Origin of the sequence: Pseudofrankia coriaricola, assembly GCF_001854805.1 — a bacterium.
Taxonomy (GTDB): Bacteria; Actinomycetota; Actinomycetes; order Frankiales; family Frankiaceae; genus Pseudofrankia.
This window is the reverse complement of sequence record NZ_MBLO01000009.1, coordinates 1-12,708: the sequence shown is the minus strand read 5'-3', so window position 1 is coordinate 12,708 and position 12,708 is coordinate 1. Positions and strand designations below refer to the sequence as shown.

The window sequence follows — 12,708 nt, the reverse complement described above, 5'->3', positions numbered from 1 at the left end:
GTCGCCAGGATTGTCCGTCACACCGGGAGCGTCCCTGGCGGCTGGTCACGCCTCGTCGGAGGTGGCGAGGCCGGCGAGGACGGCCCGGATGTCGGCCGCCACCTCGCTCACGACGGGCTCGCGCAGCACGGTGTCGTGGTCGCCGCCGACGGTGCGGAACGTCGCCTCGCCGGTCAGCAGCGGGTGCCAGGCCTCCGTGCGCCGCGGCGGCGAGGCGGCCGCCGTGTAGACGAGCGCCCGCCCGTTCCATGGCCTGGGCCGGTACAGCCTGGTCAGCAGCCGCGACTGGTTGTAGAAGACGTCGTACTGGTTCATGCCCTTGAACTGGACGACGCCGGCGAGGGGGAGCTGGGCGGCCTGCCTGGCCCGGCCGAGCAGGACCCGGGCCATGGTCGCGGCACGCGACGGGCCGCCCGTGGCCAGCCCGTCCACCTGGTCCAGCGCGGAGACCGGATACGGACCCGTGGTCGGGCCGCCCGGAAGCTGGGAGGGCAGCACTCCGCCGGCGAAGACGCCCGCGGACATGTCGGGCAGAAAGCTGTCGATGAGGACGAGCAGGCCGACGTGGTGGCCGGCCTCGGTGAGCAGCCTCGCGGTCTCGAAGGCGACGAGGCCGCCGAACGAGTGGCCCACGAGGTTGTAGGGGCCGGCGGGCTGGACCAGGCGCAGGGTGCGGGCGTGGCGGCGGGCCGCCGTGTGGATCGACCAGTCGGGGAGGCCGCGGTATTCGAGGCCGTGGGCCTGGACGCCGTAGACGGGGCGGTCGCCGTCGAAGTGGCGGGCGAAGCCAAGCACTCCGACGGCGAGGCCGCCGGCGCCGCAGAAGAAGAACAGCGGCCGGCCGCCGCCGGTGGTGCGCAGTGGGACGACGGTGGGGTGGCGTAGGACGTCGGCGCCGGCGTTTCGAAGCCGGGTGGTGAACTCGGCGACGGTCGGGGCGTCGGCGACGGTCGAGGTGGGAAGCCTGACGCCGAGCTCGTCGGCGACCCTGGCGAGGAGCTCCTCGGCGATGAGGGAGTCGCCGCCGAGCTCGACGAAGTCGTCGTGGACGCCGACGTCGTCGAGGTGCAGGGCGACGGCCCACACGCTGGCGACGGCCTCCTCCCACTGGTCGCGGGGCGGGTCCTGGCCCGGGCACGGACCGGCGGGGGCCGGGGGCAGCTTCAGCCGGTCGATCTTGCTGCGGTCGGTCCTCGGCAGGGCCGCGACCAGCATGACGGTGGCCGGCACCATGTAGGAGGGCAGCTTGGCCCGTAGCAGGCGCCTGATCGACGCCGGTGAGACCCGGGCGCCGGCCGCGGGAACGACGTAGGCGACCAAGCGGGTCCGTTCCGGGGCGGCGTCGGCCACGACGACGGCCTCGAGCACGTCCGGGCTCGCCAGCAGGGCGGACTCGATCTCGATCGGTTCGACGAGGTAGCCGCGGATCTTCACGGCCGCGTCGTTGCGGCCGACAACCGTGAGCTGACCGCCGGCGTCGACGCGTCCGAGGTCCCCGGTGCGGTAGGTCGGCGTGCCGTCCGGCTCGACATCGAAGCGCGACGCAATCGCTTCTGGCGCACGCCAATAACTGCCCGTGATGAAGTGGCCCGTCACGACGATCTCGCCTGTCTTGCCCAGCGGCATCTCGGCCCCGTCCGGCGAGACCACCCGGACCCGGACGTCGACCACCGGCCGCCCGGCCGGCATCACACCGTCGGGGAGGACCTCGTCCGGCCAGATCGGGTCGCAGGTCGTCGTGCCGAGCTCCGAGGCACCGTAGGAGACCAGGAACGCCGCGGTCGTCGGTATGTGGTGGCGGGCCAGTTCGATGTCGCGGGCGTAGATCGGCTCGCCGACCGACATGACGAACCGAAGGCTGTCGAGCACCTCGTCCGGATCGAGGCAGCCGAACACGGTCCGGATCAGTACCGGGGTGGCGACGAGGCCGGCCGGCCGGATCGCGCGCAGCCAGTCGGCCAGGTCGCGGACACCGCGGACCCGGGGGTCGTACATCTCGATGGTGGCGCCGAAGACGAGGGGGCCGACCGTCCGGTTCATGCCCGAGATGAAGGAATACGGCAGGAAGAGCGGCAGGCGGTCGCCCGGACCCGGCTGCATCACGCCCTTCACCTGGATGGCGTAGTGCTGACCCAGCAGGGCGCGGTGGTGCCACACGACGCCCTTCGGCACTCCGGTCGACCCGGAGGTGAAGATGAGCACCGCCGGATCGGTGTCGGCCCGGCGCGGCGCCCTCGACGCGACCCGCTCGGCGAGCGCCGAGGACCAGGCGGCGGCGGGCCTGTCACCGACGTCGACGGTGGCCACGATCCCTGTCAGCGCGGCGGCGGTGCCCGCCTCGGCGGAGCCAGGCGGCCCGGTGACGCACACCGAGGCCCCCGCCAGTCCCGCGACCTGGGCGAGGCGGTCCGGGGGATACATCCTGTCGAGGGGCACGCAGGGCCGGCCGCTCGCGATGACACCCAGGACGGCGGCGATCCCGCTCGCGTCGTGGGGCAGCAGCACCGCGACGGGCGCGTCCGGGTCGGCCGCGGCGGGTTCCCGTAGGACGCGGTCGGCGACGACGTCCGCCCAGGCGACGAGCTGGGCGTAGGTGACGGCGCGGTGTTCGTCGCGAACGGCAACCAGGTCGGGGCAGACCGCGGCGACGGTGCGGATCCGGTCCACGAGGTTGCCGAACCGGTCGTCGGGGTGCAGTGGCGGCACCGGCGTAGCCCGGGTGGCCTGGCCTTTCCACACGTCAGCCCGGTCCATGGGCCCAGGGACTATCGGTGCTGCCATGACGCCTCCCGGGCGGGCTTCGGTATGAGAGCCATGACCGTGTGCTCAGGTCCATCTCGGATTTAACACGAAAGGCTCTGCCGCCTGCCAACCGCGTCGATGTCAGGTCATTGGCCTACGTCCGGTTGCCTTAAGCGTCCGGCCGTCCATATCGCCGGTCGACACTGACGTAAGTGTATGGTTACGTGGGCGAATGGAGATGTCGCGGCCGGTGGCGTTTGATCTCGGTTGTGCCTCTGTTTGTGGCGGATCCGTGTAACACAATCTAGCAGTGACTGCCTTTGGCTTGACACGGGGAGAACCCTTTGCCACGATGACCACCCGGTCCAACGCGCCGATGCTGGCGACCTGCTGTCGGTGGTTGTGCCGTCACCGGAACATAGGCCCGGGGCTGGGCGGGTGATGCCGCCTCCGTGAACGCGCCTGTCGACGTTCCAAGTGCGAACTTTCGATGATGGTGTACCGGGGAAGGCCGACCGGGGACACGTCCGCTGAATCCCGGTCCTCGCGCGTTCAGGGCGCTTGACCGCCCATTCGCGGCCGGCAGGAGCCGCCGGCCGCGGGGCAACACGCGCCGGCCCGACGCGGCCCGGTGCCGCGAACCAGCTGGTGCTTGCGGGCGACGGCGAGAACACGGCCACTTTTACGTCATGGACCAGGACTACGTCACCGGCACCGTCCACCTGGTGGACGGCGGCACCGCCGCGGCCTGACGGCGCCCGTGGCCAGGCCTCGTCCTCGTGGGCCGCGGGGCGCCTTCTCGACCGTCACCTCAGTACGGGTCATACACGAGTACGGGTCATCCACGCCCATCGTCGGCCGCCGGCGGAGCATTCGTCTCGTCCGCGTGGGTGGTGGCGGCGCCGCGGCTCATCGCGAGCACGGCGTCGCGGCGAGGCAGCGCGCCGAAGGGCGAACCGCCGGTCGGTTCCGGGGCGCCGAAGATCCAGGTGGGCCCGTCCGGGAGGTGGTCGAGTGCCTGGCGGGCCACGTCCTCGGGGTCGGCGAGGTCGCCGTATGGCTCGCCCTTGGCGTCGAACACCCGGCGCATCGACGGTGTGTCGGTCCTGCCGAGGACGAGGCTCAGGACGTCGACCCCGCCAGAGCGCCATTCCGCCCACAGAGCCTCGGCCAGGATGAGGTCGAACGCCTTGGTGGCTCCATAGGTGGCGAGCGTGGCGCCGCCGGCCCAGGCCGCGCCCGAGGTCACGAGCACGACGCCTCCCCGCCCGCGCGTGACCATCGGCCCGCCGAAGCGGTAGGCGGCCTCGAGCACGCTGTCGCAGTTGCGGTGGATCAGCTTCAGGTGGGTGTCGAGGTCCTTGTCGAGGAAGGGCATGCTGAAGTCGTCGCCGCCGGCGTTGTAGACGAACAGCCCCACCTCGACGTCGGACGTCGCGGTCGCGAGCTCCGCCAGCGCGCCCGGGGCGCTGAGATCGAGCGCGACGGTGCGGACCTCGACGCCGTGCTTGCCGCGGATCTCGTCGGCGAACGCTTCCAACACGGGAATCCGCCGCGCCACCAGCACGACGTTCAGTCCCCTGGCAGCCATCTCGTGGGCGAACGCGGCCCCGACTCCATCGGACCCGCCGGCCACGATGCCCCAGGGCCCGTACTTGTTGTTCGTCGCGGCGTCAGTCATCGTGTCTCCTCGTCTCTCGGGGCCAGCGGCCCCGATGGGTCTGCACCGGTCTGTGGTCCGCGGCCCGGCCGGCGGACGCCAGGGCCAGGAGGCCACGTGCCCCTTCAACTGGACTGGATCGCGGCGACGAAGCGCCGCGCCACCTCGACGAGTTCCTTTCCGGGGGCGTTGCCGAGGACGTCCGCCATCAGCGTGACGTCCTTGGTGAGCGTCAGGTTGGCGGGCGAGGCCGCGAGGCCCGCGACGGAGCCGGCGCGCAGCCGCACTCCGGAGGCCACGCACGCCGAGCTGCTCGTCGCCAGGACCGCCGCGAGGCCGGCGGGGTCGACGCCGAGCGATTCCCCCGCCTTCATCGCGTCGTCCGCGAGGGCGATCTGCGCGGAGAACATCGTGTTGTTGATGAGTTTCGCGTGCGATCCGGCCCCGATCCCGCCGAGATGCACGACATGGTTGGACAGCGTCGACGTCAGGCCGGCGACGTCGGCGAGAGCCGAGGCGTCGCCGCCGACCATGATGGTCAGCTCGCCGGTCAGAGCCCGTGGGGCGCCGCCGCTCACCGGCGCGTCGAGGACACGCAGGCCATGTTTCGCCGCCCGCTCGGCGATTTTCCGGATCTGCGCGGGCGCCACCGTGCTGTGCACGAGCACCACCGATCCGGGTTCGAGTGTTTCCGCCAGGCCGTCCGAGCCGAACAGCACCTCCTCCACACCCGCCGCGTCGAAGACACAGATGCCGACGGCCTCGACCGCCGTGCCCATCTCGGCCGGTGTCGCCGCGATGGTGGCGCCGGTGCCCGCGAACGGTTCCAGCGACGCCGGCCGCCGGGCATAGAGGGTGAGGTCGTGGCCCTCGGCCTGGATCCGCTGCGCCATCGGCAGGCCCATGCTGCCGAGCCCAATGAAGCCAACCTTCACAATGCCCTCCTCGTGGTAGCTCTCAACGTCGCGTCGCGCGGACCGGGACGGCCCGGATCCTCTCGGCCACGGTCAGGGCGTGGTGCCGGGTGCGCTCGGCGGGCGGAGCACCTTCTTCTCGACGGCGTCCGACGACAGGACCGTCCCGATGATTCCGAGGTCGGCGCCGGCGCCGCGGGCGACCTCGCGCACCACGGTGATGTCCTTGAGCATCAGGTCGCCGATGCGGCCGGCGACGGCGTCGACGGAGCCACCGCTGGCGACGACGCCGAGGCCGCGGCTGGCGCCGCTGCCGTGCTGCAGGGCCGCGAGGATCGCCTGCTCCTCGATCCCGAGCGAGCCCGCGAGGCGCACCGCGTCGATCGCCAGCCCCACCTGCGCCACGAACAGCGCGTTGTTCACGAGCTTGACCCGCTGGCCGTTGCCGAGCTGCCCGACGAACATGACGGGCGACGCGAACGCGGCGAGGACCGGGCGCATCCGGTCCAGCAGGGCCTCGTCGCCGCCGACCCACAGGGTGAGCCTGCCCGCGGCGATGTCGTGCGGGCCGCCCGAGAGTGCGGCGTCGAGCACCCCGACCCCGTGGCCGGATCCCGCCTCGGCGAGCAGCCGGGCGGTCGCGGGGTCGGACGTCGTGTGCTGGACGAGCGTCGCGCCCGGCTTCATGGCCGCGATGGCGCCCTGAGGGCCGAGGCACACCGAACGGACCTGCTCGTCCTTCAGTACGACGACGAACACCGCGTCGGCGTCGCGGACCGTCGCCGGCACCGTCGCGGCCCAGGTCAGCCCGTCGGCCTCGGCCGCCGCCCTGGCCTCCGGGCGGCGCACCAGGACGGTGACGTCGTGGCCCGCGGCCCTCAGCTGGTCGAGTATCGGCCGGCCCATGCGGCCCGGCCCGACGAAACCGATCTTCATTGATCCTCCAGACGGCGTGCTGTCCGCACCGTGCGGCCGCGGCTCAGGCCGACGCGCGGCCAGCGGCGGCAGCGGTCGAGGTCGAGGCCGGCGGTTCCGGCTGCGCGGGTGGCGCCAGCATCTCGCGGTGTTCGGGGGTGCCGTCGAGGTTGGCGTTGACCCGCTCGCTGATGCGCCAGCCCTGGGCGGTGCGCACCCAGCGCCAGGTGTTCGCGGAGACCCGGGCGACCCAGAACCGGTCGGCGTCGGCGTCCCAGCGGATGTTGAGCGCGTAGCTGCGGCCGGTCGCCTCGTCGCCGTCGACCACGATGTGCGGCACCGTCAGGACGTGGCCGCAGCCGTTGCGGATCAGGCTCTGGTGGCCGCCGTTGACCATGTCGACGATGTCGCCCCGACCCCGCATCCGCAGCTGGGGGACGGCGTCGAAGGTGCCGTCCTCCGTCCAGAGCGCCGCGGTGGCCTGCGCCGAACCGCTGTCGACGGCGGGCCCGTACTGGGCGACAAGCTGCATGATCTCGACCTGGTCCTCGAGGGCGTGGACCCTGGCCGCCAGCTTCTCGACCACGGCACGAAGCTCGTCGATCTCACTCATACGCGGTAGCCCTTTCCGGACGGACGCTGGACGCGCGCTCCGCGACCGGCGCGGGCCGCGGCGGCGAACTCGGTCGCGCGATGGCTGCTGGTGCCGCCGGCCCCGGTGCGCCGAACTCAGCTCGGGGACGACGGTTCGGTTCGGGGACGACGGTTCGGTTCGGGGACGACAGAGCCTGGTTCAGGGGACTACGACGATGCGTACCGGCCCGTTGGCGTCGCGCGACGCGGCGAGCGCGTCGCCGACCCCGTCGAGCCCGACGGTCCGGCCAAGCATCGGCGTGACGTCGAGGCTGCCGGAGCAGACCGCCTCGAAGGCCTCGTCCCAGTGCCGCATCGACGGGCCGCCGCCGAACTGGATGTTCAGGCCCTTCCGCTTGGCGGTCAGGGTGTGCAGGCGGTCGCCCTCAGGCGGGCCGCCGACGGAGAGGATCCGGGTGCCACGCTCGCAGCCCTTGATGATCGAGTCGAGAACTCCGGGGATGCCGACGCACTCGAACACGACGCAGCCAGGCAGGCTGGCCAGCGCCAGCACCTCCTTCATCGACTCGGCCGACCCGTAGGCCACGTCCCGCCAGGCCTGGAACGGGGAGATCTCGGCGGGATCGACGACCACGTCGGCGCCCATCGCCAGCGCCGTCTCCCGCCGCGACGCCACGAAGTCGACCGCGATGATCGGGCCCACCCCCAGCCGCTTCAACTGCGCGATCGCCGACAGGGCGATCGCGCCGCAGCCGATGACGAGCGGCACCTCCTTCGCCGTCACCGCGGCACGGGACGCCGCCGACCATCCCACCGAGATCGCGTCGGCGACGCACACGACCTCGCTCGGGAGGTCCGACGCCGCGACCCGGGTGATCGCCTCGTCCAGCAGGAGGTACTCGCCGAACCCGCCGGGCGTCTCGGGATTCTGCCCGATGATCTTGCGGCCGGCCGCGGTGGAGAGCACTGGCAGCGAGCTCACCCGCGTCCCGACAGGGATCCGCCGCTCGGTGCCGGGACCGTAGTCGACGACCTCGGCGCAGTACTCGTGGCCCATCACGATGTCGACATCCGGATCGTAGGTCGACATCCCGCTGTCGTCGTCGGCCCCCGCTTCCAGGTGATCCATGTAGTGGAGGTCCGACGCGCAGATCCCGCACGCCAGTGACCGGACAAGGAGCTGCCCGCGTGCCGGCACCGGGTCGTCGATGACGCGCGCCTCGACCGTTCCGCCTCGCAGCACAGCGGCTCGCATCGGCCTCTCCCTCGGGTTCGCGGCCAGGACACATCCCCGTCACGCGACTGTAGCGGCGACCCGCCAGTTACAGAAGTATCTGTCCTGAAACTTTATAGAAGATCTTGTCCTGAAACTCGATGACGGAGGTGCCTTGCGGAGCTGGCGCCCCATAAGATCGCTGACATGGCAGACGCTGATCCGGCAGAGCCTCCCCGCCGCCGCCCGGGGCGCCCGCGCGACAGGAGCATCGATGAACGGGCACTCGCGGCCACGCGCGAGCTGCTCGTGCGGCGCGGCTTCGACGCGACGACGATCCACGCGGTCGCCGCGCACTCCGGCGTCCACGCCTCCGCCCTGTACCGCCGCTGGGGGTCGCGGATCGAGCTGATCGAGGAGGCCACGTTCCCCGGCCTCAGCCCGCTCAGCGTCCAGCCGACCGGCGACCTGCGCCGCGACCTGCGCCGCTTCGTGCGCGCCTACGTGGCCGCGTTCGACGCGCCCGCGGCCCGCGCCGCCGCGGCCGGCCTGCTCGCGCACCACCAGACCGTGAGCCGGCAGCGCCCGCCCGAGTTCTACCTGCGGGTCTCGGCACGGCCGCAGTTCCAGGACATCCTGTGCGCCGCGCCGCCTGGGAGCGTCGACCCCGCGGTGAACCCGGACGACGTGTTCGACATGCTCCTCGGCGCCATCCTGACCCGCACGCTGCTGGCCACCGTGACCGCCCGACGCCGCCCCATCGAGCGCACCGTCGAGATGATCCTCCGGCTGTTGCAACCCCAGGCCAGCCAGAGCACTCTTGAACCCGGCGGCCAGCCCGCGTGACGCCGGCCAGCGAGTCCCGCACCGTCCACCTGGTGGATGGGGGCACCACCGCGAGCTGACGGCGCGGGTCGCCGGCCTGATCCACGGGCCGTCGACAACCGTCGACAACCCGCGAAGCATCGGCCATTGCTGTTCGGCGGCGATCGAAGCTCAACCTGTTGGACTATGTCGCGGTGGACGCGAACGGGGAGCCCGTGGTCAGTCAGCCGCCGGTGTGTGACCGGCCGACGTGGCTGCGGATGGTCCGCGAGCTGGAAGCGCGGAGCACGACGAAGACGACCACGCGGCAGCCCTGGGGCGCGCATGGCTGGCTGCTGACCGGGCTGATCCACTGCGGCACCTGTAATGGCCGGCTGTACGGGCACGAGGCGCAGCACGCGCGGGTGGACGGGACCGTGGTCCGCCGGTACGCCTACCAGTGCCAGGCCAACCGCCGCCACGGCGCGGGAACCTGCATACAGCCGTCCCGAGTGCAGGCCGAGCAGGCCGAGACGTTCGTGACGGGCTGGCTGTTCGCGTTCCTGACCGACGACCGGTTGGCCAAGGTCCGTGCGGAGCAGGCCGCCCGCCAGGCCGCCACCCCCACCAGCGGTCTGTTGGCCGAGTTGGACGAGGCCCGCGCCGAACGCGACACCCTGATCGCCCAGCAGGACAGCGGGATCTACAAGGGCAAGATGGTTGCCGTCCTGCTCGGCATGATCGCCGACGTCCAGGAGCGTATCGAGAAGCTGGAAGCCAGCTCGACACCGCCACCGTTGTCGAGGGCCTTCCGGTCGCCTCCCATGCCGACCTTGCACGCCAGTGGCCGGACATGACCCTGGCGCAGCGGCGACGCCTGCTGGCCCGGGTGATCGACCGCATCGACACCTTGACCGACCAGCAGGCATCGGTGGAGGACCGCGTGGTTGTCAGGCCGCATCCGCAGCTTGGACCGGCCGACTAACACCGTCGATCATCGCGACCACATCCGCGCCACTTCATCCGGCAACGGCCCCGCCGCAACCGCAGCCCGACGCCCCGCCAGCCAGCCCGCCACATAATCCGCCCGCGCCGAGGCAGGCACCCAGGTCGGAACCGTCACCTGCACGCCGTCCGGTTCCGCGGAACCGAGCCCCGCCGCCGCTACGCCGCTCGCACCGTACTGACGGCCCGTTTCGGATCCTGCCGGGAGGCGGTCCCACCCCGCCCACCCCCACCGGTCGCGCGCAGTCCTCCTCGACCGCCACAGCAGGGAAGGACGACGAGGCGGAGCCTGCAGTACCCGTCCTCTCGACGGCCACGTGCCCCGCCAGGTCCGCTGTGCTGCTCGTTTCTTCGTGGTCGTCGAAGGGCAGCGCGATCTGTCCGGCCAACGGTCCAGATCCGCGCCGCCTGGTCACGGCCCCGCCCCGGACGCATCCTCAGCTCCACCCGGATCACGGCCGCGTCCGGTGTAGCGCCACTGCCCGACGATCAGGGTCCCGGGGTCGCCGTCGGGACGGCCGAACTCGTCAAGCACCACCGGCCCGTCATCGCCGTCCTGGCCGAGGGGACGGCCTGACAGCGCGGCGGACAGCAGCCTCGCCCACCGGCATCGTACTGAGCGCACCGCGCCGAACGTCGTGGAGTATCGCCGTGACTTCGACAACCAGTGCCCACCGAAGCCCCAGCTGTGCGACCAGCGGATCAGCCCCGACGTACGCCCCGCTGGACGGGCCGCCGCCGCGTCGAGCGCTTCCGTGAACGCACGATCCGCGCCCAGGCGCCAGCAGGTCTCGACGAGCCGCCGCGCGTGATCGCGCAACCCGAGGCGGGCTAGCTTGCGCAGCGAGCGCACCGGCGCATCCAACGCCCCGGAATCGGTGACGGACTTCGTGAGGTACTTCGCCAGGTAGTTCCCGACCTTCACCGCATCGGTATCGGACCCGAGCCGGACCCGGCGGATATCAACCTGATCACCCCAGCGCACCGCCCACCCGTCCGCCAACGGCGCTGCTGGCAGAGCGCCCGACGCGTCGAGCAGCGCGACCGTCGCCGGGTCCGGCGCGGCCACCGATACCGACGTCAGCACCGCCCGCAGGCACTCCGCGACCAGATCCCCGCCCGCCCATTCCGGCGGGGCGACCAGGTCTCCGGACGGGTCGCGGCCGTCGATCCGGATCACGACGTGCAGATGGACCAGGCCCCGACGTTGCATTTCGGCGACCTTGACGAAACTGACCCGCACCTGACGGCGCAGTCCAGCGACGGGCAGCCCGACGGCCGAGGCCACGCGGATTCGAGCCGGTCACGGGTCGCCTTCCACAGCGCCGGCACCATCGCGTTCCAGACCACAGCCCGGCCGTAGTCGAAACAGGCCGGGCACAGCGGCTCACCAAGACGACGATCATCGGCGCTGTGCCGCAGGTGGCAGGACAGCGCCCGGCCGTGCTCGCATGTTCCCCGGCGCTGCCGACACACCCGACCCTCGGCACCATTGCCAGCCCGGCGGGAATGCACCGGCCCGAACGAGGGAGCGGTCAAGGTCACGAACCACGCCGGAGCACCGGCTACCGGTCCCGTCGCTGCCGCTGTCCAGGCCGCGTACGACGATGCGGCGCGCGTCGCGTTGGTAGAGCTTCGAGCAGTCCGGGCAGGCCGACGCCCGCCGGTTGTTACACCGCACATGCACCACCGGCGGCGCTGACACCCGGCGGACATCGCCTGTTGCGAGGTCTACGTGGTCTGAGCGGCCCGCGAGCCGGACCGGCCGGCTACACCCAGCCGCCGCCGGCGGACGTTCCTGCGCCATGGGAAGCGTGCCTCCACCCCGGGAAGCAGGCCCGACCGCGCACCCCACCACCCCTGCCACAGCCGGCGAACCGGCCCGGCACGAGGCATGGCAAGAAGAACGGGCGCAGGCGGGACCTGCAAGCCACCCGCCGAAGCGGGGCGCGCCCGGGATACCCACCGCTCGTGCACGCGGAGGTCACACCAGACGCCAAGGTGGTGGCACCGAAGCCCCAGACCCGAACCGCTCACGCGGTCCGCTCCCATGGCCGACTTCCCTCAGTGGCGACACCCGTCCATACGTGGTTTGAGTCAACAGTGTGGAGACACCGAACTCAGTGACCAAGAGCAACCTTACCCAGCGCGTAGCCGAGGCAAACATAGGAAAACGAAGGCATAGGACCAAAGACCCGCGCCTCATGCGTCCATCGCCGTACATCGGAGCTAACGAGGCTCACCGCCGACCCGTGCCAGTGGTCAGGCCGGCACCGCCACCGGCCACCCGACCACCGGCCCCAGACGCGTCAGCCAGGCCGCAACATCAGGCGTCTCGCTGATCTCCCAGACCACTCGGTACTGGGCACCACTGCGGGCATGGACCGTGACTGGGTGCGGCACGATCACTCCGCCCGACTCCCAGGCACACCGCGGCCGGACCGCGCACAACGCCACCGGCACCGACCCGGCCCCCACCGCAAGCCGCTGTTCGACCAGGAGCCGGCCGACGGCCAGCGCCAACACCGAACAGGCAGGCGACACCAGCGGCGGACAGGCCACTACCACCCGCGCCGCACCTCTCGCCGCCAGCCGCAGCGCCGCGCCATCCGCCGGGAACCGGCCCGAAGGCACGAAATCCGGCCACGGATAGGCGTCCAACAGCACCCCGCCCTGACGAGGCAGCCGCACCGGCCCCAGTTCCACCGGCACCGGACCCAGCTCGCCGCCGTCCAGTTCCACTCTTATGACCGTCACCGGCACCCCCAAGGCTCCGGCACGTTTGAAGTTTGACCGGTAGGTCTGGTCTGTCGGGTTGGGGGCGTCGGGCCTGGTGGCGGGTGGTTTGCGGGGGCGGACAC

The 12,708-nt window shown here is 71.8% G+C and carries 10 protein-coding genes and 1 pseudogene; 3 read left to right on the top strand and 8 right to left on the bottom strand.

The window, feature by feature from the left end:
* Nucleotides 1-45: 45 nt before the first annotated feature.
* The 6 genes from BCD48_RS02190 to BCD48_RS02165 all read right to left on the bottom strand — a co-directional run bounded on the left by BCD48_RS02190 (nucleotide 46) and on the right by BCD48_RS02165 (nucleotide 8,080).
* Nucleotides 46-2,781, bottom strand: a complete 2,736-nt coding sequence (locus tag BCD48_RS02190) for an AMP-binding protein (RefSeq protein ID WP_083418057.1) — start codon at nucleotides 2,779-2,781, stop codon at nucleotides 46-48.
* A 799-nt stretch (nucleotides 2,782-3,580) separates the two neighbouring features.
* Nucleotides 3,581-4,423, bottom strand: coding sequence for an SDR family NAD(P)-dependent oxidoreductase (locus BCD48_RS02185; protein WP_071046553.1), 843 nt, complete (start codon nucleotides 4,421-4,423; stop codon nucleotides 3,581-3,583).
* Nucleotides 4,424-4,527: 104 nt separating this feature from the next.
* Nucleotides 4,528-5,337, bottom strand: a complete 810-nt coding sequence (locus BCD48_RS02180) for an NAD(P)-dependent oxidoreductase (RefSeq protein ID WP_071046552.1) — start codon at nucleotides 5,335-5,337, stop codon at nucleotides 4,528-4,530.
* 72 nt (nucleotides 5,338-5,409) lie between these two features.
* Entirely contained in the window at nucleotides 5,410-6,252 is an 843-nt protein-coding gene (locus BCD48_RS02175) for an NAD(P)-dependent oxidoreductase (RefSeq protein ID WP_071046551.1), read from the bottom strand.
* 43 nt (nucleotides 6,253-6,295) lie between these two features.
* On the bottom strand, nucleotides 6,296-6,844 hold the full coding sequence (locus BCD48_RS02170; RefSeq protein ID WP_071046550.1) for a nuclear transport factor 2 family protein: 549 nt from the start codon (nucleotides 6,842-6,844) through the stop codon (nucleotides 6,296-6,298).
* A 180-nt stretch (nucleotides 6,845-7,024) separates the two neighbouring features.
* Nucleotides 7,025-8,080, bottom strand: coding sequence for a zinc-binding dehydrogenase (locus BCD48_RS02165; protein WP_071046549.1), 1,056 nt, complete (start codon nucleotides 8,078-8,080; stop codon nucleotides 7,025-7,027).
* Between the two features lie 165 nt (nucleotides 8,081-8,245).
* Here BCD48_RS02165 and BCD48_RS02160 point away from each other — a divergent pair, with 165 nt between their 5' ends.
* The 3 genes from BCD48_RS02160 (at nucleotide 8,246) to BCD48_RS54745 (ending at nucleotide 9,827) form a co-directional block, all read left to right on the top strand.
* Nucleotides 8,246-8,884, top strand: a complete 639-nt coding sequence (locus BCD48_RS02160) for a TetR/AcrR family transcriptional regulator (RefSeq protein WP_071046548.1) — start codon at nucleotides 8,246-8,248, stop codon at nucleotides 8,882-8,884.
* Between the two features lie 158 nt (nucleotides 8,885-9,042).
* Nucleotides 9,043-9,699: a recombinase zinc ribbon domain-containing protein gene (locus tag BCD48_RS02155; RefSeq protein WP_071046547.1), complete on the top strand. Its 657-nt coding sequence runs from the start codon at nucleotides 9,043-9,045 to the stop codon at nucleotides 9,697-9,699.
* Nucleotides 9,696-9,827 carry a hypothetical protein gene (locus BCD48_RS54745; RefSeq protein WP_274536487.1) on the top strand — a complete coding sequence of 44 codons (132 nt, stop codon included), beginning with the start codon at nucleotides 9,696-9,698 and terminating at the stop codon, nucleotides 9,825-9,827. The genes BCD48_RS02155 and BCD48_RS54745 overlap by 4 nt, the downstream gene beginning before the upstream one ends.
* A gap of 432 nt (nucleotides 9,828-10,259) precedes the next feature.
* On the opposite strand, the pseudogene BCD48_RS02150 reads toward BCD48_RS54745, so the two are convergent.
* Together BCD48_RS02150 and BCD48_RS53090 are read right to left on the bottom strand one after the other, a co-directional pair.
* Nucleotides 10,260-11,654: pseudogene (locus tag BCD48_RS02150) on the bottom strand (replication initiator).
* A gap of 455 nt (nucleotides 11,655-12,109) precedes the next feature.
* Nucleotides 12,110-12,708 (bottom strand): hypothetical protein (locus BCD48_RS53090; RefSeq protein ID WP_241841457.1); only part of this gene is annotated, 599 nt, incomplete at its 5' end.